The following is a 24,446-nucleotide window of genomic DNA, read 5'->3' as shown; positions in this document are numbered from 1 at the left end:
TTTAAATAATGTTAGTTAAATAAATTTGTGGTTTTTCCTGTAATTTTTCATCAACCAAATCTCCAAAAGCCTGAATATAAGGTTGCTGATTATGTTGAGTTAAACCTTCCTGATCCTTCCAAATTTCATAGAAAATAAAGTGGTTTTTATCTTCAATTCCTTGATGTAATGTGTACAATTCGTTGGCTTCTTCTTTTCTGGTTTCTGAAACCATATTTTGAAGAACTTCCAAAACTTCTGTTCTGTGTTCTTCTTTTGCTTTAATTACTGCGGTAAGATAAATTTTCATTAGGCTAATTGTGGTTTTAATTCCTGTTCAAAAATGTTGGTAAGATGTTCTTTGTAGACTTTCATATCACGTTCGATATTTGCATTTTTTTCTACATCATGGAAATGAAAACTTTCCATTTTTTCTAGAGAAACAAAGGCATTCATTCTATGGAAACCAAATAATGGTCCATTATCTACACTCGTTTCATTGAAAAATTCTCCTGGAAGCGTAAAAGCAGTTTCAGGTGCATTCCAGCTTGTGGTTACCATGTATTTTCTTCCGCCAAGCATTCCTCCCGTTCCGTAATTGGTCTGCGGATTGTCTGAAGTTCTACCGTCACTCATATAAATTCCTTTGGCATGACCTGCAGTGAAAACTTCATCAATATATTTTTTGAATCCATTTGGTAATTGGAACCACCAGATTGGAGTGTGATAAATAATAACATCTGCCCATACAAATTTTTGAACTTCCTCGTCTTTGTTATAGCCTTCGTCTATTGTCGTAGTTTTTACTTCTACATTTTCAAATTTTTGTAGAACTTCCAACGTGCTGTCTGCAATTGTTTTATTATATTTTCCTCCAGAATGTCCGAAGTTTTGTCCACCGTTAATGATTAATACTTTTTTCATTGTTGTATGATTGTTTAAATTTTACTTTGCAAAGTTAGGTTGGGATTTTGTATAATAAAAATAGTATAAATCATAGCAAAGTATCAGAATTGTGATGGTTTAGGTTGGAAGTTAGAAGCATGAAGATTGAAGTTATCCAGCACGAAAAGTTCAATAACAGAATTAAATGGAACTTCAATACAATTCAAAAGTACTTTGTTATTATCTTAAACGGAATGGCTTCCATCTCCCAGCTTCTAACTTCCAACCTAATTAAACTTCCCATTTCATGTTCAAATATCATATTGATTTTAAATCTGTTTCTAACATTTCTCACGTAATTTTGTTTGAATAATTTGAATAAAATAGGATGCAGATAGCAATTTTTAGCGATGTACATGGAAATCTTCCTGCGTTGGAAGTAGTGTTAAATGATATTGAAGAAAGAGGAATTCATCAGAAATTCTGTTTAGGAGATTTGGTTGATTTTGCACCGTGGGGAAATGAAGTGATTGAAAAGATCAAAAATCTGAATATTCCTTGTTTAATGGGAAATCATGATGAAAGAATTGCTTTCGATATTCCTGTAATTCCTTTAACGAAGCATTCTGAGGAAGAAACTGCTGCAAGATTTTTGGCGATTGATCATTCTAAAAAATACATTACAAAAGAGAATAAAAAGTATTTGTCGGAATTGCCTTTTCACTTAAAATTAAATTATAAAATTGGAAAAAAACATTGGAATATTCAGTTAGTCCATTCAAGCCTAAAAAGCAATGATACCTATTTGTATGAATCTGAAAATGATAATATTTTTATTGATTTATTAAACGATTCTCAGTCGGATGTTGTCATTATGGGACACACTCATTTGTCTTTTAAAAAATATTTTGATGGTAAATGGGCGATTAATAGTGGCTCCGTTGGTAGATCAAGAGAAGAAAACAGATTGGCTTCCTACGTAATTTTAACGTTGGATGAAGATAATATTACTCCTGAAATTATTCAGCTAGAATATCCGCTTGAAGAAGTTGCTCAAAAAATCGAAGAGAGTGAAATTCCAAATTATTATGCTTCATTTTTAAGAAACGAAAAACTATCAGTTTTCTGATTATTTTGTAACTTTGTATCATTAAAGTAATAAATGAATTATAAATGGTCAATTCGCTTTGCTTGTCAATTTTTTTTAGCTGAAGAATTTCATAATTCACTGCGAAACAAATTGACTATTCACTAAATTAATAAATTATGGTAAATTTAGAATGGTACAGAACGTTTAAAGCAATCTACAAAACCGGAACATTAACGGGAGCAGCAGAGGCTTTATTCATATCACAACCCGGAGTGAGTCTTCATTTAAGCTCATTAGAAGCATATGTTGGATATAAATTATTCGACAGAACCGGAAGAAAAATGCATCCGACGGAAAGAGGAAAAGTATTATTCAATGCAGTTTCCGATCCATTGACTAAACTTGAAGATGTTGAGAAAAACTTTCAGAAATCTACAGAGAAAACGACGCCAACGATAAGTGTGGGAATGTGTTTTGAAACTTTTCAGACCACTTTGGAGCAATATGTTTCTTCCTTGCCTTTTAATTTAATAATAAGTTTTGGAGAATATCCCGAAATGTTGGATCAGCTGGATAAAGGGATTTTAGACCTGATTATTACGCCTAAAAAGGGAATTTCTCCTAATATTCAACATGAAGCTTTTTCATCTGAACAGATTATTTTGGTGGGCGGAAAAGATGTTGATACGGAAAGTTTCAAAAAAGTATTAAAAACAAAAGATAAAGAGCAGATTGAAAGTTGGTTAAAGGAAGAAAAATGGTACGGAACAACGGGAGATATGGAGCATCTCTTCCAGTTCTGGACCTTGAATTTTGGACATAAACCGGATTTCAGAGCAAATTATATCGTTCCTAATTTAAATTCAATCATTCGTTGTTTGAAAGGAGGAAAAGGATTGGCTGTGATTCCCGATTTTTTATGTAAAAATGAAATAGAAAACGGTGAAGTAAAACTGATTTGGGAAGGAGAAAAAAAATTAGAAAATACACTGTATTTTGGTTGTAGAAAAAATACGAGTTATCAATCTGAGATTGCTCATATCAAAGGATTATTCAGACAGGTCATGAGCAAGGATGCTTTTACGGCAGACTCCCAAATTTCCATGATTTTGGAATAGTCTTCCGAAATAGCAATTCTTATTGAATTTGATATTGGGTGAAATTTTCACAAAAGTAAAGAATTAGAAACTATACTTAGGGAATTAATATGTAAAGAAACCCCGCACAAGAAGTACGGGGTCTATTGTAAACAAATAATTTTTAGTATAAATTATTCTTTAATGAATTTTTTGCTCACATTTTCCTTACCTCCAATTAGGTTTAAAAAATAAACACCTTTTTTAAGATTGTTGGTATTTATTTTTGTTGTCAGTCCTTCTAATTTTTGAGTATGGATGATTTTCCCTAGCATATCAGTAATTGTAACCTCCATAGACGGTGTAGAATAATCAAGCTTTAAAGTAATATTATCTTTTGTCGGATTAGGGAAGATATTAACTTTTATATCATCTTTCAAAACTTCGTTAGTTGCCAGATTATCTTGAGCAAGTTTTACGACCCAAATATCATAATCTCCATGATTTCCACTTACGTCGCCATTGTTTGAATTTGAACTTCCAGCAATGACATAACCGCCATCTGCAGTTTGAATAACAGAGCTAGCCTCATCACTTCCTGATCCTCCTAAGCACTTTTGCCATTGAATACTTCCTGTAGCGTTTAGTTTTACAGCCCAATAATCATAAGAAAGAGGTGCTTCGCCAGGACCTGTACTTGAAGGGGCATGATATCCTGTTACCTGACCATCATTTGAAGTGGTGCTTCCTACAGCCAAATACCCACCATCAGCGGTTTGAATGATAGAAGAAGCGTCATCTACCTTAGTTCCTCCTAAAGCTTTCTGCCATTGAAGGTTTCCATCAGAATTTAATTTTACGATCCAAGCATCTGTTCCATCATGATTTCCTGTTACATCTCCATCATTAGAAAAAGCGTTACCAGCTACAATATAACCACCATCTGAAGTTTGTTTAATAGAATATGCTAAATCCTGATGTGATCCTCCTAAAGATTTTTTCCAAAAAATAACGCCTCCATCAGTATTTAATTTTAAAATCCAATAATCTTTTCCACCATGATTTCCTATTACATCTCCATTGTTGTTTTCAGCATATCCGGCAACAGCATATCCACCATCGTTGGTTTGAACAATAGAAATAGCCCTGTCATCTCCTGTTCCTCCTAAAGATTTTTTCCATTGAAGATTTCCATCAGCATTTATTTTTACGATCCAATAATCTACATAACCGTTATTTCCCGTTACATCGCCATTGTTTGAAGAAGAATTTCCTGCAAATATATATCCACCATCTGTCGTAGGAATCATTTGATTGATAACGTCATAATTTGTTCCTCCGAAAGATTTTTGCCAGTAAATAATTCCTGCATCAGAATTTAATTTTAGAACCCAGCCATCTGTAAGTCCATGATTTCCTGTTACATTCCCATTGTTTGAATCAGAAGTTCCGGCAACCACATATCCACCATCAGCAGTTTGAATGATAGAACTTCCATAGTCAGTTCCTGTTCCTCCTAAAGATTTTTGCCATTGAAGATTTCCTGTTGCATTTAATTTTGCAAGCCAGTAATCCTGATTTCCGTGATTTCCTGTTACATTCCCATTGTTTGAATTAGATGCTCCGCTAATCATATACCCTCCATCGGCTGTTTGAATGATAGTATGTGCTCTATCGGAGTTTGTTCCTCCTAAAGATTTTTGCCATTCTATGGCCGGAGCTTGTGCAGTAATAGCACTTGAACAAAGAATACCTATAAAAGGTACCATTTTCTTGTAATTGATTTTCATGGTTTTAGTTTATTTTAATTTAAAGATGCAAAAGTATAATTTGTAAAGGAATAAATACTCATATTTTATAATTTTTAATATTCAATTTTGCTTATGAAATTATAGTTTTAAAATGAAAAACAGGAATTATAGCAGGTAAAATATTTTGTAAAAATTAGAATCTAAAGTAAAATTGGTAAGTAGAATTTCAATTTTTTATCGGAAATTTGTTTGACTTTAGAAAAAATAAACAAAATATTATGCAAAAGAAAACATACACAGGACAACCTGTGATTACATTAAATAATGGAGTTGACATTCCGGCTTTAGGTTTCGGTGTCTGGCAGATTGATGACCAAAAAGTATGCGAAGATACGGTGATCAAAGCTATCCAAACAGGATATAGAATGATTGATACGGCCGCAATCTATCAAAATGAAGTAGGCGTTGGAAAGGCAATTCAAAATAGTGGAGTAAACAGAGAAGATTTATTTATCACTTCGAAACTTTGGGTTCAGGATACTACTTATGACAAAGCTACAAGTGCTTTTCATAGAACTTTAGACAGATTGCAGCTGGAGTATTTAGATATGTATCTTATTCACTGGCCTTATTCAGATTTTATAGGAGCTTGGAAAGCGTTGGAAGAGTTGTATCATGAAGGAAAAATAAAAGCAATTGGTGTTTGTAATTTTACGGTTGAGAAATTGGAAGAATTAAAAGCTAATTCAAGCATTCTTCCTGTGGTTAATCAGATCGAATTACATCCAATTTTCCAACAAAAAGAATTGCAGGTTTATAACAGAGAAAACAATATTGTTACCCAACCTTGGAGCCCGCTTGGAAACGGAAATGCTGAATTGTTGAATAACGAATCTTTAAAAGCTATTGCTGAAAAACATAATAAAACGGTTGCTCAGGTTATTTTAAGATGGCATTTGCAGGAAGGATTCTGCGCGATTCCAAAGTCTGTGACGCCGTCTAGAATTGAAGAAAATTTCAATGTCTTTGATTTTGAATTATCAGAAGACGAAATGAATATTGTTCGTTCTTTAGACACAGGAAAAAGATTATTCTTTGATCCTAAAGATCCTGAATGGGAGCAGAAAATGTTGAATGTTGTTGTAGATATTTAAGGATTGAATTTTCTCTTAGATTAGGTATAATTCAGATATGATTATCAACTCAATCTATGAAATTTAAAAGGCATAAAAAAGGCCGTTTCACAAATCGTGAGACGGCCTTTTTATATTGTATGAATAATCTTATTTAGTTAAATCTAAACCACCAAAATTCCCCGAACTCATCATCAGGAAAACACCGTTAGTTTTATCTAACGTTTCCCAATAAGCGTGAAGTTCTTCAGCATTGGTAAATACTTTTAGATTTTCATTTTTAAATTTTTCTTTAATCAAATCAGGTGAAATAGGATCCATTCTTTTGATTTTTAAAGCATCTTCGGAATAGAAAACGATCGCTTCTTCCAACCCGTCCATTGCGTGATCATATTGCTCTAAAAACACTGGATTTAAACTTGAATAGGTATGAAGTTCAAGGAAACCGTATTTTTTCTCATTTTTAAATTGCTCACAGAAAGCTTTTACAGCCGCTTTCACTTTACTCGGTGCGTGCGCAAAGTCTTTGTAAAGTATTCCTTTGTCTTCTCTTTCTACTTTTTCAAGACGTTTTGAAGCGCCTTTGAAACTCATAATCGCATCATAGAAATCTTCATCCATAATTCCCAACGTGTGGCAAATATGTCTTGCTCCTTCAAGGTTTAAAAGATTATGCGCTCCAAAAACAGAAAGAGGAATATCTCCCATTTCGGTTTTTAAATAAACCTGTCCGTTATTGATCTCGTATTCAGGAGTTTTGTAAGGTATTTTTCTGAAATAATTTTCAGCGGTTTCAACCACTTTTACCACTTCAGCATCTTCTTCGTTATAGACTAAAACTCCACCCGGAGTAATGCTGGCAACGAATCTTCTGAACTGCTCGATATAGTCATCAAAAGTTTTGAAAACATTGATATGATCCCAAGCAATTCCGCTCATTAAAGCAATATTGGGTTGATAGAGTAAGAATTTTGAACGTAAATCGATAGGAGAGGAAAGGTATTCATCACCTTCCAATACCATAAAATCGTTATCCTGAGTCAGTTTTACCATACAGTCGAAACCTTCCAATTGCGCTCCCACCATGTAATCAACATCTTTCTGATGAAAATTCAAAACATGAAGAATCATTGAAGTAATTGTTGTTTTCCCGTGAGAACCTGCAATAACAACTCTGGTTTTGGTTTTAGACTGTTCGTAAAGAAATTCCGGATAAGAGTATATTTTTAAACCCAGTTCTTTCGCTTTTGCTAATTCGGGATTGTCCTGATGAGCGTGCATTCCGAGAATTACGGCATCAATATCAGAAGTTATTTTTTCAGGGAACCATCCCATTTCCTGAGGAAGAATTCCTTTCTTCTCAAGTCTTGATTTTGAAGGTTCAAAAATAGCGTCATCTGAACCTGTCACCTGATATCCTTTGTCTTTTAGCGCAATAGCAAGATTATGCATAGCACTCCCGCCAATAGCAATGAAATGGGTATTCAATTTATTTACTGTTTTTTAACGTTGTTATTAATGATCTCCTGAAAAGCATTTAAAATGTTATCCCAGTTGGTTTTATAATTTGGCATCACTAAACTCGCATCTGTTTTGCTGCCTTCATTAGGACCTTTTTTAACATTAATAGAAGTCGTTACATTGTCGTATAATTTTTTACGATCTTCCTGTATTCTTCTAAAATTATTCTGAGAGAGAACGTTATCCAATTTTTTTAGATCTTCATTGGTAAGTTTAAACTCTTTTTTAATTTTTTTCCCTTGTCCCTCAAAAGAGTAATGCACATTATTGGCCTTGATAAGTAAATTCTCATAGATAGGAGAAGGTCCCCCGTTTTTAGAATAACTTATGTCAAAATCTGAATATACTTTTTGGCTGTTACATGAAACTAATACTATGATTGCGAATAAGATCCCTATTATTCTTTTCATATTTAATCTACTTTAATTATCTGAATCCTTTTGTTCTAATTTTTTAGCTTTAAGTTCTTCATCATAATTGTGTAGTACATTGAAATCTTCGGTCTGCTCAATGGCAGTCATTATTTTCAACAAAATTTCCGGTGCTTTTTCGTTGTCATAATCGATGTCTAAAGGTGCTTTAAACTCCATGGTAGGTTTTACGCCTGTTACCTTTACGCGGAGGCCTTTTTTATCAAACGCTCTTCGGAACCCATTAATTTTAATAGGAATCACAATAGGGCGCTGATTTTTAACCAGTTTTGCGGTGCCTCTTCTTCCTTGCGCAAAAGCAGATGTAGTACCTTGAGGGAAAGTAGCTACCCAGCCGTTGTCTAAGGCTTTCATAATATTATCAACCTCTGTAAGATCTACCATTCTGTTGACATTCTGTCCTTCAGCTCTCCAGGTTCTTTTTACGGTTACGGCACCTGCAATTTTAAAAATTTTTGGAAGAATACCTTTATTCATGGTTTCTTCGGCGGCAACGTAGTAAAAATCGATCTTTGGATTAAGTAGGTAGATCGGGTTTTTTATGGTGTCTAAATATCCATTATTTACCGCGCAGAAGGCGTGATACATTGCTGCCACATCTGCGAAATATGTCTGATGGTTACATACAAAAAGCACATTGGAATCCGGAAGATCCACAAGGTGTTCTGTACCTGTTATTTTTAGTTTATTAAAGCCATTGAATCTTCTGTAAGAGACAAGTCCTAAAATAAAAATGATTAACCTTTTTAAAAAATAAGGAGTTCCGAATGCATCGGTGAAAATATTTTTTTTTGCCATCTATCAATTAAACACAGTTGTGCAAAGTTACATTTTTTTCAACAACTGACTGAATTCACTTAATATCATTGCCGTAGCTCCCCAGATGATATATCCGTTGAAATTGATGACCGGAACTTCATGTCCTCCTGCGCTCGGCAAAGCCATTATTTCAGGTTTATCGGGAAGGTTTAGAAAGGAAGTGATGGGAAATTCAATGGTTTCTACCACTTCGGTATGTTGTAGGATAAATTTCGGATCTTTTTTGGTATAAGAAATGTACGGATAAACATAAAAATTACTTGGCGGAATGTAGATCGGAGACATTTCTCGTATGATTCTTACGTAATGTTTTTCAATGCCTATTTCTTCCGAAGTTTCGCGAACGGCGGTTTCCGCAAAATCTCTGTCCGTTTCTTCGCGTTTTCCGCCTGGTAAAGAGATTTGCCCGCTATGCCTGTCTCGTTCGTTTTCAGTTCTTAATATTAATGGAAAATACCATTCATCGTCTTTAATGTACAAAATAATATTTACAGCAGCGAATTTTGGATTCTTGGCCAATACCTCATCATACGTGAAAACAGGACGTGAAGGAGGTGAAAAAACACCATGAGCATGTTCTCCCGGAAGTTCAACACTTTTTATTTTTCGTAATAAATCTTTTCCAAAATTTTCCATAGCTCAAATTTAGCAATATATACTGAAGAAAAGAAGAGGCAAAAATGTTAATTAATGATAAAAGGACGAAAAAATAAGTAACGAATAATTGATAATCAATAATAAATTCAAATGAAATAATCCCCGTATTTATACGTAATTACTTACAGTGATGGCTAATAAACTGTAAACGGTTACAAACACGACCGTAATTAGTGATTTTGAAAATTTGCCCTTTTATAGTGGTTCGCCCGATTGCTTTAGCGTCTACCTTTGTCAGACTATTAACCAATTAATTTTTATTAAGATGAAAAACTTTATAACAGGTGTGTTTACACTAATGGCCATGGGTTTTACTTTTGCACAAGCAAATATTGATGTAACAACTCAAACTGGAAACTGGAACGTTGCCACAGTAGACCAAACAGGTCTGGTGAATATCAATACTCTAAATCAGGATGGAAATCGAAATACTGCCGATATAGATCAGGTGGGAGCCTTCAATACCAACACTGCAGAAAGTATCGGGAACAGAAACTCAATAGACGTAGATCAACTGGGGCTTGGAAACTCAAATGAAGTAAGCCAAACAGGAAACAGAAACTCTGCTACAACATGGCAGGTAGGTTTAATGAACACTACGCAACAAACTCAGGTAGGAAGAAGAAATGAAGCTTCTTCTATTCAGTTGGGTAGTGATAACTTTGCTTATCAGCTTCAGAACGGCAGAAGAAACGAAGCTTCTTCTATTCAGCTTGGAGATGACAATACTGATGTTCAGGTACAGTTAGGCAGAAGAAATGAAGCTACAGGAGTACAGATTGGAGACGGAAATATTCTGGTACAATACCAAGATGGAAATGACAATGTTGCAATGCATGGCCAAGTAGGTGATGATAACGTTGCAGTTTCTGTTCAGGAAGGTAACGATAACACTGCAATGGGGCTACAATGGGGTTCTGATAACCAATTGTATCAACAACAGGATGGAGATAACAATACAGCTATTGATCTTCAAATGGGAGATAACAACTATGCTGCAATCAGCCAAAGTGGTGATTCTAACATCCATTTAGGAGCTCAGATAGGAAATAATAATACAATCATGGTTAATCAATCAAATTAGAGAAGTACATTACAAAATCTTAATCAACACGGGAGAGGCTGCGGCTTCTCCCTTTTTTTGTTAAAAGTTTTTTGATGATTTTAAAGCGTAACTAGAAACCGTGATTTTTCAATTGTAACGGGTAGGTGTGTTTTATAGAGAGCTGTAATCCAGTAACTTTAATAAAAATTAATACCATGTTTAAATTGGGGTGGAGTGTATTCGCACTTCTCATTTTCTTGTCTGTGAAATCACAGCTGCTCGATTGGGATCGCATCAACAGCAATACTGTTCTTAACGTTATTGCCGGACAGAACCCTGATCAGATGATGTCTTATTCCAATATCATTCAGATGGGTGACGCGAATAATGCTGAACTTTCTCTTAATGCTAAAACCAATATTTCTATAAAACAATTGGGAGATTACAACAGTCTTTACTTTAATAATTCATTTACTGATACTGAAACCAAAACTGCTATTACAACCCAGGGAAACAACAATATTATTGATGTTACCGGAAGTAACAGTATTTCGGACGGCCTTCAAATACAGGTGAAAGGAGATAATAAAACAATTTTCATGAGAAACTATTAAAACCCCGATGATGAAAAATTTTTATTCTTTGATTTTGTGTTCTTTTATTTTCCTGTCTGTTTCGATAAGCGGACAGGAAGATAAAAAAATCAATGCAAAAATTGAGAGTAAAACGATGGAGGGGCAAATCAATCTAAAAGCTGTAGTTACCAACTCTACCGCGATCTATAAAGAACTCAATTATCTTTTGGTTTCCATTAAAAAAGGGAACGGAGGAAATCTTTCAAACAATCAGCAAAGCGGAAAATTTTCTATTAATCCTAATGAAACAAAAGTGTTGTCTGAGATCAATGTTAACCTTGAAAAAAAAGATGCCTTGAAAGTTTTTCTTTATGTAAAAGATGAAGAAACTCAAAAATTAATCGCCAAAGACAGCCTTGAGCTTAATAATGATTCATTTAAAAAGAAAGTCAGTAAAGTAGAAGAAGATGTTGTTTTTGAATTAAAAGGATTAACCATCGATGAAACCAAAAGCAAAGTAGGAAAAGATTTTTATGACTTTTTTTACCTTCAATACAGCCAGCTTCCGGATAAAAGCAATTCAGCCATTACAATCTCAGAACTTCCCGGCCGTGGAACCAACGGACAAATTAATATCGAAATTGATGATAAAGTAGTCTACAGTTTTATGACCAATCCTAGTGAAGATTATCTCAAAGAACAATTAACTAACAGTTTAAAATACATAAAAGAATTTAATGCAAAGAAAAACCTTATAAAAAATGAATTTATATACTAAAAACGTCCGCCATGAAAACTTTAATACTTATTTTGACCTTTTTTGCAGGAATTTTCCTCGGGAAGTCTCAGCAACTCGTCTACAAGCCGGTAAATCCTGCATTTGGGGGAGATACATTTAATTATCAATGGCTTTTAAGTTCAGCAAATGCCCAGAATCAATTTGATCAAAAAAATGATTACAGTGATTTGCTGGGAAATTTGAATTCTGTTGACAGTTTCAGCCAAAGTCTTAACCGACAGGTTTTGAGTGAGCTGTCCAGAAAATTGTTTGAAGATCAGTTCGGAGAGGGAAGTATACAACCCGGAAATTACCTTTTTGGGTCTATGTACTTACAGGTTACGACTACCGCTCAAGGACTTTTAATAAATATTTTGGATACCAGCACTGGCGATCAGTCCGAGATCGTAATTCCAAAATAGAAAAAAAAAGTAACTAAAAAACCAAACTTACCATGAGAGCTTACACTTACACCAGAATTTTTTTCTGTGCCGTCATGTTGTGTGTCATACAGGCGTGCAGCTCGTTATTCGGATTGCCGTCCAATCCCGAAAAATCTACGATGGGAGAGAACACATCTTACACCGCAGAATTAAAAAATTTACCTTTACCTAAAGAAAAAGTTGTTATCGGTGTTTATAAATTCAGGGATCAGACAGGGCAATACAAACCTTCTGAAAACGGAAATAACTGGAGTACCGCCGTTCCACAGGGTACCACCACCATTTTAATTAAAGCTTTGGAAGACAGCAAGTGGTTTATCCCGATCGAAAGGGAAAATATTGCCAATCTTTTAAACGAAAGACAGATCATCAGATCCACAAGACAGGAATATTTAAAAGATGCCGAAAAAAACAGCCAGGCTTTACCACCACTTTTGTACGCCGGAATTCTTCTGGAGGGCGGCGTGATTTCTTATGACAGCAATATTATGACAGGAGGATTGGGCGCTAGATATTTTGGAATCGGAGCTTCAACTCAATATCGACAAGATAGAATTACGATTTATCTTCGAGCTGTTTCTACATTAAATGGCGAAATTTTAAAAACAGTTTATACCTCAAAAACCATTCTTTCAACAAGCGTTAACGGAAGTTTTTTCAGATATATTGATACTGAAAGATTATTGGAAGCTGAGGTTGGTATGACGCAAAACGAACCGGTTCAGCTTGCCGTATCCGAAGCCATCGAAAAATCTGTAAAATCATTGATTGTTGAAGGCATCAGAGATAAAATATGGGGGAAATCGGTAGATAATACCGTAGATTATCAGGCTTTGATTGATAATTATAACAGAGAACAGGAGCAAAACCAAAACAGAGCCATCGGAAATAGATATCCGGATAATCAAAGAGGAAAATTCTCGATTTTTGCTCAGGCTGAAGGACAAAAAATAAAAGATGATTACATTAATCCTAAAATGAATATTGGCGGAAAATTAGGCTTTAAATATTTTATAAGTCCAAATTTCAATGTTGAGGTTAGTGGGAATTATTTCACGTTGGAAAATGAAAATATTGTTAAAAGAAATTATTTCGTTCCTGAAGTTAATCTTGAATTTTTAGTTTTCCCTAAATATAAATTCACGCCCTACATTTATGGCGGTCTTGGAGCTATGTATTCTGAGTTTAAACCTAATTACAAAGGCCAGGTAGGAGGTGGATTAGAATATCTGATTGATAAAAATGTTGCTGTAAGAGCTTCAGCACAATATGATTTGGGTTTTAAAGATAATTGGGAAGGTTTGGTGAATGGTAAAAGGAAAGATCAGGCAATGCGATTTGCGTTGGGAATCAACTTTTACATTGGTAACAAATAAAAACATAAACTATGAAAACTTTAATACAATTAATCAGCATAATCATCTTTTCTGTTTGTTTATTTTCCTGTAATGAGGAGCTTGTAGATCAGGCTCAGACAGGAATATTAAAAGGAAAAGTGGTGAAAAGAGGAACCAACGAACCTATTGCCAATGTGAAAATCTTCACAGCGCCAACAACGCAGACCGTTTTCAGCGGAACAGATGGTTCTTTTGAAATAGCGAATATGCCTGTAGGAAATTATTCTGTAAAAGCAGAATTGTCCGGTTATCTTACCAATTTTCAGGCGGTAAATGTGCAAAACCAGAATCAGGTTGTGACCGTAGTTTTTGAAATGGACGATGATGAATCATTAAATTCTCCACCCACAACACCTGTGTTACTAAGTCCGGTAGACAACGCGGTGAACCAGCCTTTGAGTGTGGAATTGACATGGAACGCCACCGATCCCGATACGACAGATGTTTTGAAATATAGTTTAACAGTTAAAAATAATCTTGACACTAACGTGATTCAGGTTAATGATTTGACGGCGAAACATTATTCGCTTTCAAATTTGAAGTTTGGTGTAAGTTACTTCTGGCAGGTGTCTGTTTCGGACGGCATTCACCAGCCAGTTTTAAGTTCAATCAGTAAATTTACCACCAATACGGTTCCGTCTAACCGTTATCATTATGCCCAGAAACAAAACGGAAATTTAGTGATTGTCTCAAGTGATGCTTCTGGAAATAATTTTCAGTTCACCAACTCGTCTTACAACAGTTGGCGACCGAGAAAAAATAATAATGCCGGATTAATAGCTTTTTTAAGGACAGAAGGCGGAAGCGCACATCTTTATACTGCAAATCCTGATGGATCCAATTTATTTAAAGTAACATCGGTTCCAGTAGCAGGTTTTAATAATTTTGAAATGGATTTTTCTTGGAGTACAAACGGCCAGGAACTTATTTACTCAAACTTCAATAAATTATATAAAATTAATAAAGACGGAAGCGGATTGACGCTCATCTACACAACTCTCGACGGAAGCATGATCTCAGAATGCGACTGGAGTTATGATGGAAGTAAAATTGCCTTAAAAACGAATGATTTCAACGGTTATAATGTCAAAATTTATATTGTTGATATGGTCGGAAGCGTTGTAAAAACCATTCTCACCGGAGTTGCCGGAGCTGCCGGAGGTCTGAATTTCTCCGTTGACGGACAATTATTGCTCTATACAAAAGATGTTTCTGCCTATCAGGACGGAAGCGGAAATTACCGACAGCTTGATTCGCGAATTTTCATCTATAATCTAGCAACGAATACAAATATTGATATTTCTACCGAAAGCGATAAACCTTTAGGAACAAATGATCTTGATCCTAGATTTTCGCCCAATAATGCACAAGTTATTTTCATGAATACTTCTAATGATAACGTTTCTCAGAAGAACGTTATGACTATTGATCTGAGCAGTTCTATGACAGATCTTATACGAACTGCTCTCTTCAGTAATGCCGAAATGCCGGATTATGAGTAGCTGAATTTTAAATAGTGAATTGTCAATTTTGCTTCGCAAGTGAATGCTGAATTTTAAAAATTGACAATTCACATTTCACAATTATTGACTTGCGAAGCAAAATTCACCATTCAAGCCTAGATTTTTTTCATATATTAAAAAATTCCAAACCCCGTAAGGTTTGGAATTTCTGGTTAATTAGTTTTGGTTAGTGATCAGTCGATCATATGATTTTCTAGTGCGTATTTTACAACTCCAACGGAGTTTTTTACGTTTAGTTTAAGGAGAATTCTTTTGCGGTGCGTTTCTACGGTATTGATGCTGATGAAAAGTTTTTCGCAGATATCTTTACTGCTGAGCCCGTCGCAAATGAGTTTTAAAATTTCCATTTCGCGTCTTGTAAGAGGATCTTTGATCTGAAGTCTTTTTTGAGCATGTTCACTGCTGATGAAATTAATCATTCTGTCTTTCGCGTGATCACAAATATAAATTTCGTTAAGCAGAAGAGCCTGAATAGATTTTATAAACTCGTCGTATCTGCTGTTTTTATCCAGATAACTTTTAATTCCTTTATTAAAAAGCTTTCTTATATCTACAATATCATAGCTGTTGCCAATGATGATAATTTTTATATTTTTATTTTCTGAGGTTATGCTTTCTACAGATTTATAAAGTTCCGTAAGCATAAGCATGTTTGAACTTATCATGAGAAACTCAGGCGGTTCCTTTTTTAATTGTATTGATAGTGCTTCGTAGCAATTGAATACATCAATAGTATTAAAAATTTTACTCTGGGTAAGTAATTTTGATAAACCTTCGGTATATAACACGGGCTCATCAAAAATGGTTAATCTTGGCTTCATCATGGTTAGTTTTGTTTACATAAAAATATAAAAAAATATTTACATTTTAAGCAAAATAATCATAATATTGTTATTTTTTTTAAGAATACTTATGGTAAAATTTGATTTTATTGATTATTCTTTAAATAATTCTCTTTTGGTGGAGTTTTTGTTTGAAAATTTAGAGTTATTGTTAGATAAATCTAATATTAATGGGGTTTTGACGTGTGTAAAAATTATATTAAATTGATTTAACTAACACGAGAGGGATATGTTTCACAGGGAAATTTACGGAGTTGGCAATGAAACAGAATTCGTTTGCCTTATGATGAAGCTCTTTTGCCTTTTCAATCATCGATTCTTCTGTAATTATGACGGTCGGATTGAGCGTGACTTCTCTAAAATGTCCACTTCCGTTGGTTGTTTCTTCCATAATCCCAGTTGCGTTGTCGGTGTAGTCGGTAACAATAATTCCGGCTTCTGAACAAAAATGCAAATACCACAACATATGACAAGATGATAAGGACGAGAGAAACAGATCTTCAGGATTATGTTTTGTCTTATCTCCACGGAAAGCGGGATCCGAAGAAGCTTCAATAATAGCTTTATTTTCTATGGAAACAGTGTGGCTTCTTTCGTAACTACGATAATTACTGGTTCCGGTTCCTTTGTTACCTGTCCATTGGATGGTGGTTTTGTAGTGGTGATCTTTGCTCATTTTGAATGTATTAATAATGATAATCAATTTCGTGTTATTTGTAAATACTTTATTAAATCTAAAATAAACAAAAAAACCTCCAGACAAGCTAGAGGTTTTAAAATTTTGTATTAATTAGAATATCCTATCAATTCTTCTTTTTTCGAATTGTAAATCTTGTATTCTAAATATTTAAAAGAATCCCTTGGGATGATGGTGACCCATTTTTTATACTTGATAAACCATTTCATCTGAATACTTTTGATTCCTTTAGTAAGGTAAGCTTCAACGAAAGGGTGTACATGAAGGTAAAGTTTTCCTTTATCCTTTTGTATAATATTTCTGATGGTTTCTTCCAATCTTTCCACAATAACGATCGGAGCAATGATTTCTCCGTCTTTATTCGGGTTGTCTTCTTTTGTTTCGATCTGTTTTTCCTGACGATTTCTTTGTCTGGTAATCTGTATCAATCCAAATTTACTTGGAGGCAGGATCTTGTGGCGAGCTTTGTCGCGCATCATCTCTGCTTTCAGATGTTCAAAAAGATCTCTTCTGTGATCGGGGTTTGGCATATCTATAAAATCGATAACGATGATGCCGCCCATATCACGGAGACGCAATTGTCTTGCGATTTCTGTTGCTGCCATTTTGTTCACGTTCAGAGCGTGTTCTTTATTGGCTGCATTTCCGGTTGTGATGTTATTTCCGGAGTTTACGTCAACTACGTGCAGTGCTTCTGTGTGTTCTATAACAAGGTAAGCACCTTTTGAACTTGGAATATTTACGTGTTTTCCGAAGCTTTGTTTAAGCTGTTTTTCTACGTTATAATATTCGAGGAGGGGGATGTGTGAATCGTAAAACTGAACAATATTTTTTCTTTCCGGAGCAATTACTTCTACGTAATTTTTCATTTCTTCCACCATTTGCTCGTCATCACAGATGATACTTACAAAGTCTTGGTTGAAATTATCTCTCAGAATAGCTGAAGCTTTGTCTTCTTCACTTAAAACTTTAGACGGAAACTTGTTTTTCTGGATGTTTTTAAAAGTGCTTTCCCATTTCTGAATCAATTGATTCATGTCATTATGAAGGTCGGCAACTTTTTTTCCTTCTGCAACAGTTCTTATGATAACGCCAAAACCTTCTGGTTTGATGCTTTCAATAAGGGTTCTCAGTCTTTCTTTTTCCTCATAGCTTTTGATCTTTTTGGAAATAGAAACTTTATTGTCGAAAGGTATTAATACCAAAAAACGTCCCGTTAAAGAAACCTGAGTTGAAATTCTCGGTCCTTTTGTCGAAATAGGTTCCTTGGTAATTTGAAGCAGAACAAGATCGTCTTTAACGATCACTTTTTCTACTGTTCCGTTTTTGTCGATTTCGGGTTGTATCTCGAAACTTTTTAAACTTGAAGTACTTTGTTTTTTAGAAATAGTATCTTTTAGAAACTTTTTGTACGTAAGATATTGCGGTCCCAAGTCCTGATAATGCAGAAATGCGTCTTTATCGTAACCGATATTTACGAATGCTGCATTAAGGTTCGGAGCCAGCTTTTTTACTTTTCCTATAAACAAATCTCCAACTATAAAATCACTTTTGTCCTCTTCCTCATGAAGTTCGCATAGTCTTCCGTCTTCTAGTAGCGCGATCTTCGTAAAGTCGCCTTCATGCGAAACTATTAGTTCTTTCTTCATTTTGTTGTAAGGTAAAATTATTAAGATGTTGTGAAATTGGTGTGGTTTTTATCAGGATGATTAAGTTTTTAAATTTAGGAATTAAATTAAAACCACCATACTTTATTAATAAAAATAAAAGTGACCACTCCTGATTTTGCACAAAATCTTATAGTTGTTGCAAAACAAAAATATAGTCGGTGAACTTTAAAAAAATAAAACCACCAACTATATTGTTATATTATAAATCTCGAAAAAAGGAGATTATTTTTTCTTGTGTCTGTTCGCTCTTCTTCTTTTCTTTCTCTTGTGAGTTGCAACCTTGTGTCTTTTTCTTTTCTTTCCGCTTGGCATAATTTTAATTTTTTAGTAACTAGTTAATATTCAGTTAATTTCTTATTTTACTGTAACTTTCGTTTTTACTTTCTCAACAAAAGATTTTGATGGTTTGAAAGCAGGAATGTTGTGTGCAGGAATCTCAATTGCAGTGTTCTTAGAAATGTTTCTTCCAGTTTTTGCCGCTCTTGTTTTAATGATAAAAGAACCAAAACCTCTTAGATAAACATTGTCTCCATTATACATAGAAGTCCTGATCTCCTGCATAAAAGCTTCTACAACTTTCTGTGTTTCATTCTTTTCTGTTCCCAACTTATTTGAGATGGTGTTTACCAATTCTGCCTTTGTCATTTCCTTTTTAAATTTTAAATTTTAGGTGTGCAAATTTAGTTAAAAAAATTGAATACTAGCAAATTAGTCGCGAATTATTTTTCGGTAAAAGGTTGAGATTTTAATGTTTACTATATATTATGTTTGCGTTAAGATAGTGTTACATGCTAGAATTGTAGTATCCGTTTTCTACGCAAAAGCGTATCAGGTGGAGTTTTGTTTTCAATCCGAGCTTTTCTGTAAGCCTGTTTATATAGGTGTCGATAGTCCTTGTGCTGAGATTTAATTTTTCTCCTATTTCTTTGTTACTGAAGCCTTCATAGCAGAATTTCATCAGCTGAATCTCGGTAGAAGAAAGTTCTCCCTGGCTCTGTTTTTGTCTGTCCATATACTCCTGAACAGCCAATGGCTGCTGTTCCCACTCTTTAGAATAAGCTTCGTAATCAAATGTATTCGACGCAATTTGGCCTTTGACAATATCTTTTATGACACTGCTTTTTTTCTGGCAATAAAAAGTATTTGGGATTTTTGAAAGGATTTCCGCCATATCTTCCTGATAAGTCCCGGAATAAGTGATAATCGGCGTCTCAGAATTGCTTTTTCTGATGTATTTTATGGCTTCGATTCCGCTTAATACCGGCATAAAAAGTTCAATAATGAACACATCTTCCTGCCTTCTATAGATTCTGTTTACAATCTCGTGGCCGTTGTTACAGTCGTTTAGAAGCATATAAAAAGGGTTTTCCATAAGGGTTTTGATCATTATTTTTTTAAAATAAAAATCGCTGTCTGCTATAGAAAATCGTACGGTATTAGTTAATAGTTTACTCACTTTAATATCGATTTGGTGTAAGATATTTAAAATTTAGAGGCCTAATGTATGAAAAACTTATTAAAGTGAAAATTAATCTTAAATTAAATAATATGACAGTATTATTTAACTAAATAATTTAAATATTGTGCATAAAATTTTTTTTTTATATTTTCACCTGCCAAACAAATCACAAAAATATGTCTTCGAATAGGGAGAAAAAATTAAACAAATCAGACGTTAGAATAGGCATTTGGAAGTTTGTTCTATCTTTTGTCGTCTTATCAGCCGTTTCTTTCACCAGTGTGTTTTTCTTTTTTAAAAGTTATGACATCCAAAGGGAAGGAATTAAAAAACAGGCAGACGAATACCGCGAATTACTTACCCGCAGCGACCTGCTGAGGACCCATGTAGACAGTATTTTATACAGAATGAACCAGCTTGACATAAGCAAGGTTGATAATGATATTTTCCTTAAAAACTATATCATGGACAATGTACGGGATGCTAAAAACATCATGGGAAAAGACAGTGCAGACAACTTTAAGCATTATTCCATTCTGATGAAACAGCTAGAGCCTATATTGGCTTTAAAGACTCAGATTGTTAGTGTTTCTTACAAGGAACAGACTGCATTGAGAGATTTGAGCGAGTGCCGAGGCAAGATCGGGCTTGCAAATAATGAATTAAGACTGGATCCTACAAGGAAATTTACCGGAAGTAGAAAAAGAAGATAAATACAGAAATTATGCAGGGACAAATCACATTATCAAAAAAGGAAAGGCATTATCAGTTTCTTTATTTAGTACTCATGCTTTTCGCGGCACTTATTTTTCTGGGAATTATTTTTCTGAAAGGTTTTGAGTCGCCGTTTTCCGATGAAGACGTTATTTCTGTTCAAAATCTGGAACAGAAAGCAAAATTCGATCAACAGCAAAAAGTTACTCAAAGAGTTTTAGACAGCACATTTACGCAAATCAACAGGCTTACCAATGAGGTTCCTCAACCTTTTGAGGAAAATAATATCATGAACGGCATCAATGATGTCGCTAATTCTTTTGAGAATGCCAATGTATTAGATATCAGAAAAGAAGCATATCCTCAGATCGCCAAGTTTTACAAAATGTTCTTCGACGATAAAAAAGTTATTTCAAGTAAAACTGAAAACATAAAGAATTTTGAAAAACAGTTTGAGGAATGCTCAATCGGTTTTAAAGAAAAGAAAAGTCAACTTTTTCAGCGTGAAAATGCTTTAAAGGCAAGAAACCAATAACCAAAATTCAAAAAAAATTAGGAACAAAACACATCACAATTATTAATATTAACTATGAATTATTTTCAAAAAAACAAAAAGAACATTATCATTGGTGTTATTGCAACTTTGCTCATAGCAGCCCTGGTTGCATTGTGGTTGCAGAAGAAAGTCATACACTCCGCCGATGACATTGTGGGAGTGGTGTATCCGTCTTCTCTCAAGGTAGGAGATACACTTTTATTTGAAGATAAAACCCAGTTCGCAAAAACCAAAAGATGGAATTTCGGAGACGGTACAACTTCTGATAAAAGCACAGGGTTTCATTTTTATAATAAACCTGGATATTATTCGGTAACGCTTATCGTGGATAATAAATATTCTAAATCTTTCCCGGTAATGGTTTCTGCAAGAGGAATTCCAAAGCCAAAGGATACGTTGAAGATTAAAACCTTAATCGATGCGCCATCTCAGGCAATGAATTTTGAAAATGTGCAGTTTCGTGCAGTTTCTGACGCAAAACAGTTTACATGGAAATTCGGTGAAACAGGAAATATAGATTCCAAAGATAAAATGGCGATCTATTCTTACAAAAAACCGGGTGATTATGTAGTTACCTTATACACAGACGAAAGTCCTGAGCCTATCTTGCATCACATAAAAATTCTTCAGGGTTATGACGCTTTGCAAGAAGAAGTGAGCGTAGAAGATGCTTATGCTAAAATTGATAACGATTTTAAATATCATTTACAGCAGATCGCGAACGGAAACAGCTTCAATACACACTACAATTATTTGTTGAGAACCTATCTGTGTAACAACGAAAATACAGTGGTAAAGGTAAATGACAGTAAGGCAAATAATTTTTACATGTATTGCGCGGGACTTCAGTTTGACAAAAACAACGTCATCCAGACTGTAAAAGTGAATTTTGATGATACGCAGAACTGTGTAACCAAAGTTGATATTAATCAAAGCAAATAATCGTCCTTTCGGGCGCACCAATCATAAAAGATAAATTAGGATGAGAAATAAACTTCCTCTAGCAGCATATTACATCGGAGTTTCTGTATTATTGACGAGTTGCCAGGTAAAACTGCCATCGAAAAAAACTCCGGAACCTTCACAATACGGACAGGTTGATAACTCACCGGTTGTCAATGGTTTTCCTAAAAAATCAGTGCCGTGGATCGCGATCTCAGACAGATCCAGAAATACGGCCTATCTTGATAAAAGTGATGAAAAATCATATAAAGAAGTGAAGTTTTTAGAGCCGTTAATGGTTCTGAAACACCGCGACGGAATGGTAAAAGTAGCAGAATATATTCCTGATGCTTTAATGAAAAAAGTTTCGTCTAAACAAATCAAAACCTACGGTTGGATCCCCGAATCTGATCTTCTTCTCTGGAGCAATTCTTTAAAAAGCGAAAAAACAGGTTTTCCTGTAAGAGTAGCAGTTTTACCGAGTAACAGTGATGTTATCAAAAGCTCTGAGCGATATTACAAGAATGATTCGATCATGGTATTTAATTCACCAAGTTTGATCGAACAGGCAAATGTTAAGATTCCGAACGGCCAAGTTGTTTACGTCTACAAACAGGCCGAAAACAACAAAAGATTTTTGGTTGGCAAAAGACCATCGGTTGATATGGATAGTATCAGCACGAGCCTGTATGGATGGGTGAGCTCAAATGTGATCTCGGCGTGGGGCGAACGTTCTGCCGTGAAAATGAAAAATACAACAGGAGTTTCTGAAACCGCCTTAGGTTTGCACGAAGGTTCTCCGGGCGGAACTGATGTTGAAAATAGAACTGCCGTTCTTCTTACCGACGTTAACAAAAGGACGCCTCTTGAAAATATTTATCCGGTAACATTGCCTCTAAATGATGCTCCGACTGCGGATTCTAAAACGAAATATTTTACCAATATTTTGGATTACAGTAAAAACTATGTTTTCAATGTTTTGGGCGAACCGATTTACTTTGATCGTTACAGAGAAATTACAGAAAAAAATAAGAAGATTAATATCGTTTTTGCATTAGACATCAGTGCTCCGAACGCACCATATGCTCCAATCGTAAAATCATTATTACAGGATCTTCAGCTTAGATTTGAGAAGCCATCTTATTTCAATAATGTGAAATATGGAGTTGTTTTGTTTAAAAATAATTCTTGTGGAGACAATGTTGCGGTATCAAATTTAAGTACAGATTACAGCAAGATCACAACGTTCATCGACCAAAAATCGAATGAAATGAATTGCCCTAGCAACAGCGGTTACCAACCTGTAAATGAAGGTTTGATGGCTGCCGGAAATCTTCTTTCAAACGTTCCGGATGAGACGAATATTGTTATTACTGTCGGAACTTCTGCCAATCAGGGCGGAAATATGTATGGAGTGATTAATTCTCTTACTCAGGCTCAGGCTAGATTAATTATGTTCCAGACAAGCTCAAGATCATCAGATACTTACAATGATTTTGTTTTGCTTGCCGAAAATGTTGTCACCAACACCGCTAAAAATATTGCTGAACTTAAAAAGCAGAAGATCATTAATCAGAATGATGTTTTAACGAAGAATAATTTTAGTCTTGTAGAAGGAGATGAAGGATTTTTCTCATTAAATTATCCAAAACAGAGTATGTCTCAAGGTTTCGTTATTTTCCCGAAAAAAGGGGATATCGCAACGCCCGGCTATCTTAAAAAATCTGTTGACAGCCTGATCGCTCAGGTTACTTTAGATAATGAAACTTTAGATAAATCATTAAATGATTATTTCCACTCTTCAGTTGGAGCGGGAAGAACGGATGTTGATTTAAAATATAAATATCTATATCCGGGACTTACAAATCCGGTTCCTGCAGGAATTGCAGCGCAGTTGATCAATTACGGAAGTCCGTTTTTGGTGAAAGGTTTTATTCCGAAAGAATTAAAAGAGTTTAAACCAGGCCTTGAAAAAGGTATTTTGATCTCAGAAACGGAATATGACAATCTTAAAGCTTTCTATACTGAAGTTTATCTTAAAACGGGCGCTGAAAGAGCAGATTTCAATCAGTCAAGTGCAATTAATGAATATATCAGGTTGTTGAAAAAGTATAATCCTACCAATAAATTTTTGGATAAAAGCGATTTATACGAGCAGCCAATGTCTTATGCAGTGGGTGTAAGTACAGGTTTTGATAATTCTGAAGAAGAATTAATGTCAAAATACAAGCTGAAAGGTTGGAAAAAATCTAAGATCATTACCAACGAAACGGCAAGAACTTACTTCCGTCATTACAAAGATCTGGCAGACAGAATGCTTACGCACAGAAACAATCCGGCAGTAAAAATTCAACAGAACGGACAAACATTTTATTGGCTGAATGAATACTTCATGCCAACCATGATGCCCGTTGAAGAACCCGAATATACTAAACATTAATAATGTATAATATTGAAAAGCAG

At 34.7% G+C, this 24,446-nt stretch carries 25 protein-coding genes; 13 read left to right on the top strand and 12 right to left on the bottom strand.

Annotated elements, in window-relative coordinates:
* Position 1: 1 nt before the first annotated feature.
* Positions 2-289 (bottom strand): putative quinol monooxygenase, encoded by a 288-nt coding sequence (locus A0O34_RS03740; protein WP_066751340.1) that lies wholly within the window; start codon positions 287-289, stop codon positions 2-4.
* A complete protein-coding gene (locus tag A0O34_RS03735) occupies positions 289-903 on the bottom strand; it encodes an NAD(P)H-dependent oxidoreductase (RefSeq protein WP_066751338.1) in 615 nt (204 codons plus the stop codon). The genes A0O34_RS03740 and A0O34_RS03735 overlap by 1 nt, the downstream gene beginning before the upstream one ends.
* A 349-nt stretch (positions 904-1,252) precedes the next feature.
* Between A0O34_RS03735 and A0O34_RS03730 the strand changes: the two genes are divergently transcribed.
* Positions 1,253-1,993, top strand: coding sequence for a metallophosphoesterase family protein (locus A0O34_RS03730; protein ID WP_066751336.1), 741 nt, complete (start codon positions 1,253-1,255; stop codon positions 1,991-1,993).
* A gap of 137 nt (positions 1,994-2,130) precedes the next feature.
* A complete protein-coding gene (locus tag A0O34_RS03725) occupies positions 2,131-3,072 on the top strand; it encodes a LysR family transcriptional regulator (RefSeq protein ID WP_066751333.1) in 942 nt (313 codons plus the stop codon).
* 152 nt (positions 3,073-3,224) lie between these two features.
* On the opposite strand, the gene A0O34_RS03720 is transcribed toward A0O34_RS03725, so the two are convergent.
* Complete coding sequence (locus A0O34_RS03720; protein ID WP_066751331.1) at positions 3,225-4,820, bottom strand: T9SS type A sorting domain-containing protein; 1,596 nt, start codon at positions 4,818-4,820, stop codon at positions 3,225-3,227.
* Between the two features lie 239 nt (positions 4,821-5,059).
* Here A0O34_RS03720 and A0O34_RS03715 point away from each other — a divergent pair, with 239 nt between their 5' ends.
* Positions 5,060-5,935 (top strand): aldo/keto reductase, encoded by an 876-nt coding sequence (locus tag A0O34_RS03715; RefSeq protein WP_066751328.1) that lies wholly within the window; start codon positions 5,060-5,062, stop codon positions 5,933-5,935.
* Positions 5,936-6,064: 129 nt separating this feature from the next.
* Here the strand turns inward: A0O34_RS03715 and A0O34_RS03710 are convergent, their stop codons facing one another.
* From A0O34_RS03710 to A0O34_RS03695, 4 genes are read right to left on the bottom strand one after another with little or no spacing between them, the layout of a single operon-like run.
* Positions 6,065-7,402, bottom strand: coding sequence for a UDP-N-acetylmuramate--L-alanine ligase (locus A0O34_RS03710; protein WP_066751325.1), 1,338 nt, complete (start codon positions 7,400-7,402; stop codon positions 6,065-6,067).
* 5 nt (positions 7,403-7,407) lie between these two features.
* Complete coding sequence (locus A0O34_RS03705; protein WP_066751322.1) at positions 7,408-7,845, bottom strand: hypothetical protein; 438 nt, start codon at positions 7,843-7,845, stop codon at positions 7,408-7,410.
* A gap of 12 nt (positions 7,846-7,857) precedes the next feature.
* Positions 7,858-8,664 (bottom strand): lysophospholipid acyltransferase family protein, encoded by an 807-nt coding sequence (locus A0O34_RS03700; RefSeq protein ID WP_054511251.1) that lies wholly within the window; start codon positions 8,662-8,664, stop codon positions 7,858-7,860.
* A gap of 27 nt (positions 8,665-8,691) precedes the next feature.
* A complete protein-coding gene (locus tag A0O34_RS03695) occupies positions 8,692-9,321 on the bottom strand; it encodes an NUDIX hydrolase (RefSeq protein WP_066751319.1) in 630 nt (209 codons plus the stop codon).
* A gap of 286 nt (positions 9,322-9,607) precedes the next feature.
* Here A0O34_RS03695 and A0O34_RS03690 point away from each other — a divergent pair, with 286 nt between their 5' ends.
* The 6 genes from A0O34_RS03690 (at position 9,608) to A0O34_RS03665 (ending at position 15,082) form a co-directional block, all read left to right on the top strand.
* Positions 9,608-10,426, top strand: a complete 819-nt coding sequence (locus A0O34_RS03690) for a hypothetical protein (protein WP_066751317.1) — start codon at positions 9,608-9,610, stop codon at positions 10,424-10,426.
* Between the two features lie 176 nt (positions 10,427-10,602).
* The gene (locus tag A0O34_RS03685; RefSeq protein WP_066751315.1) at positions 10,603-11,001 is read left to right on the top strand and encodes a hypothetical protein; all 399 of its coding nucleotides are present in this window, start codon (positions 10,603-10,605) and stop codon (positions 10,999-11,001) included.
* A 10-nt stretch (positions 11,002-11,011) separates the two neighbouring features.
* Positions 11,012-11,740 carry a curli-like amyloid fiber formation chaperone CsgH gene (csgH, locus tag A0O34_RS03680; RefSeq protein WP_066759484.1) on the top strand — a complete coding sequence of 243 codons (729 nt, stop codon included), beginning with the start codon at positions 11,012-11,014 and terminating at the stop codon, positions 11,738-11,740.
* 11 nt (positions 11,741-11,751) lie between these two features.
* Entirely contained in the window at positions 11,752-12,162 is a 411-nt protein-coding gene (locus tag A0O34_RS03675; RefSeq protein WP_066751313.1) for a curli assembly protein CsgF, read from the top strand.
* Between the two features lie 32 nt (positions 12,163-12,194).
* The gene (locus tag A0O34_RS03670; RefSeq protein WP_066751311.1) at positions 12,195-13,559 is read left to right on the top strand and encodes a CsgG/HfaB family protein; all 1,365 of its coding nucleotides are present in this window, start codon (positions 12,195-12,197) and stop codon (positions 13,557-13,559) included.
* Between the two features lie 11 nt (positions 13,560-13,570).
* Complete coding sequence (locus A0O34_RS03665) at positions 13,571-15,082, top strand: carboxypeptidase-like regulatory domain-containing protein (RefSeq protein ID WP_066751309.1); 1,512 nt, start codon at positions 13,571-13,573, stop codon at positions 15,080-15,082.
* Between the two features lie 194 nt (positions 15,083-15,276).
* Here the strand turns inward: A0O34_RS03665 and A0O34_RS03660 are convergent, their stop codons facing one another.
* The 5 genes from A0O34_RS03660 to A0O34_RS03640 all read right to left on the bottom strand — a co-directional run bounded on the left by A0O34_RS03660 (position 15,277) and on the right by A0O34_RS03640 (position 19,699).
* Complete coding sequence (locus A0O34_RS03660) at positions 15,277-15,927, bottom strand: response regulator transcription factor (RefSeq protein ID WP_228394351.1); 651 nt, start codon at positions 15,925-15,927, stop codon at positions 15,277-15,279.
* 217 nt (positions 15,928-16,144) lie between these two features.
* Positions 16,145-16,621, bottom strand: coding sequence for an OsmC family protein (locus tag A0O34_RS03655; RefSeq protein WP_066759482.1), 477 nt, complete (start codon positions 16,619-16,621; stop codon positions 16,145-16,147).
* Positions 16,622-16,731: 110 nt separating this feature from the next.
* Positions 16,732-18,291 carry an Rne/Rng family ribonuclease gene (locus A0O34_RS03650; protein WP_066751307.1) on the bottom strand — a complete coding sequence of 520 codons (1,560 nt, stop codon included), beginning with the start codon at positions 18,289-18,291 and terminating at the stop codon, positions 16,732-16,734.
* Between the two features lie 375 nt (positions 18,292-18,666).
* Positions 18,667-18,957 carry an HU family DNA-binding protein gene (locus A0O34_RS03645; RefSeq protein ID WP_027388329.1) on the bottom strand — a complete coding sequence of 97 codons (291 nt, stop codon included), beginning with the start codon at positions 18,955-18,957 and terminating at the stop codon, positions 18,667-18,669.
* A gap of 139 nt (positions 18,958-19,096) precedes the next feature.
* A complete protein-coding gene (locus A0O34_RS03640; protein ID WP_228394350.1) occupies positions 19,097-19,699 on the bottom strand; it encodes a response regulator transcription factor in 603 nt (200 codons plus the stop codon).
* A 248-nt stretch (positions 19,700-19,947) separates the two neighbouring features.
* On the opposite strand from A0O34_RS03640, the gene tssO reads away from it, so the two are divergent.
* Genes tssO through tssR form a run of 4 tightly spaced genes read left to right on the top strand, consistent with a single transcriptional unit; the run spans position 19,948 to position 24,423 of the window.
* Positions 19,948-20,484: a type VI secretion system TssO gene (gene tssO / locus A0O34_RS03635; RefSeq protein ID WP_066751302.1), complete on the top strand. Its 537-nt coding sequence runs from the start codon at positions 19,948-19,950 to the stop codon at positions 20,482-20,484.
* An 11-nt stretch (positions 20,485-20,495) separates the two neighbouring features.
* On the top strand, positions 20,496-21,020 hold the full coding sequence (locus tag A0O34_RS03630; RefSeq protein ID WP_066751299.1) for a type VI secretion system transmembrane protein TssO: 525 nt from the start codon (positions 20,496-20,498) through the stop codon (positions 21,018-21,020).
* Between the two features lie 54 nt (positions 21,021-21,074).
* Entirely contained in the window at positions 21,075-21,983 is a 909-nt protein-coding gene (locus tag A0O34_RS03625; RefSeq protein WP_066751296.1) for a PKD domain-containing protein, read from the top strand.
* A 40-nt stretch (positions 21,984-22,023) separates the two neighbouring features.
* Complete coding sequence (gene tssR / locus A0O34_RS03620; RefSeq protein WP_066751294.1) at positions 22,024-24,423, top strand: type VI secretion system protein TssR domain-containing protein; 2,400 nt, start codon at positions 22,024-22,026, stop codon at positions 24,421-24,423.
* The last annotated feature ends 23 nt before the right edge of the window (positions 24,424-24,446 follow it).

Origin of the sequence: Chryseobacterium glaciei, assembly GCF_001648155.1 — a bacterium.
GTDB classification, from domain to species: domain Bacteria; phylum Bacteroidota; class Bacteroidia; order Flavobacteriales; family Weeksellaceae; genus Chryseobacterium; species Chryseobacterium glaciei.
This window is presented reverse-complemented; position numbering and strand designations above follow the sequence as displayed.

Coding starts and splice junctions, on each gene's coding strand:
- A0O34_RS03740 (WP_066751340.1), bottom strand. CDS start 289: ATGAAAATTTATCTTACCGCAGTAATTAAAGCAAAAGAAGAACACAGA.
- A0O34_RS03735 (WP_066751338.1), bottom strand. CDS start 903: ATGAAAAAAGTATTAATCATTAACGGTGGACAAAACTTCGGACATTCT.
- A0O34_RS03730 (WP_066751336.1), top strand. CDS start 1,253: ATGCAGATAGCAATTTTTAGCGATGTACATGGAAATCTTCCTGCGTTG.
- A0O34_RS03725 (WP_066751333.1), top strand. CDS start 2,131: ATGGTAAATTTAGAATGGTACAGAACGTTTAAAGCAATCTACAAAACC.
- A0O34_RS03720 (WP_066751331.1), bottom strand. CDS start 4,820: ATGAAAATCAATTACAAGAAAATGGTACCTTTTATAGGTATTCTTTGT.
- A0O34_RS03715 (WP_066751328.1), top strand. CDS start 5,060: ATGCAAAAGAAAACATACACAGGACAACCTGTGATTACATTAAATAAT.
- A0O34_RS03705 (WP_066751322.1), bottom strand. CDS start 7,845: ATGAAAAGAATAATAGGGATCTTATTCGCAATCATAGTATTAGTTTCA.
- A0O34_RS03700 (WP_054511251.1), bottom strand. CDS start 8,664: ATGGCAAAAAAAAATATTTTCACCGATGCATTCGGAACTCCTTATTTT.
- A0O34_RS03695 (WP_066751319.1), bottom strand. CDS start 9,321: ATGGAAAATTTTGGAAAAGATTTATTACGAAAAATAAAAAGTGTTGAA.
- A0O34_RS03690 (WP_066751317.1), top strand. CDS start 9,608: ATGAAAAACTTTATAACAGGTGTGTTTACACTAATGGCCATGGGTTTT.
- A0O34_RS03685 (WP_066751315.1), top strand. CDS start 10,603: ATGTTTAAATTGGGGTGGAGTGTATTCGCACTTCTCATTTTCTTGTCT.
- csgH (WP_066759484.1), top strand. CDS start 11,012: ATGAAAAATTTTTATTCTTTGATTTTGTGTTCTTTTATTTTCCTGTCT.
- A0O34_RS03675 (WP_066751313.1), top strand. CDS start 11,752: ATGAAAACTTTAATACTTATTTTGACCTTTTTTGCAGGAATTTTCCTC.
- A0O34_RS03670 (WP_066751311.1), top strand. CDS start 12,195: ATGAGAGCTTACACTTACACCAGAATTTTTTTCTGTGCCGTCATGTTG.
- A0O34_RS03665 (WP_066751309.1), top strand. CDS start 13,571: ATGAAAACTTTAATACAATTAATCAGCATAATCATCTTTTCTGTTTGT.
- A0O34_RS03660 (WP_228394351.1), bottom strand. CDS start 15,927: ATGATGAAGCCAAGATTAACCATTTTTGATGAGCCCGTGTTATATACC.
- A0O34_RS03655 (WP_066759482.1), bottom strand. CDS start 16,621: ATGAGCAAAGATCACCACTACAAAACCACCATCCAATGGACAGGTAAC.
- A0O34_RS03650 (WP_066751307.1), bottom strand. CDS start 18,291: ATGAAGAAAGAACTAATAGTTTCGCATGAAGGCGACTTTACGAAGATC.
- A0O34_RS03645 (WP_027388329.1), bottom strand. CDS start 18,957: ATGACAAAGGCAGAATTGGTAAACACCATCTCAAATAAGTTGGGAACA.
- A0O34_RS03640 (WP_228394350.1), bottom strand. CDS start 19,699: ATGATCAAAACCCTTATGGAAAACCCTTTTTATATGCTTCTAAACGAC.
- tssO (WP_066751302.1), top strand. CDS start 19,948: ATGTCTTCGAATAGGGAGAAAAAATTAAACAAATCAGACGTTAGAATA.
- A0O34_RS03630 (WP_066751299.1), top strand. CDS start 20,496: ATGCAGGGACAAATCACATTATCAAAAAAGGAAAGGCATTATCAGTTT.
- A0O34_RS03625 (WP_066751296.1), top strand. CDS start 21,075: ATGAATTATTTTCAAAAAAACAAAAAGAACATTATCATTGGTGTTATT.
- tssR (WP_066751294.1), top strand. CDS start 22,024: ATGAGAAATAAACTTCCTCTAGCAGCATATTACATCGGAGTTTCTGTA.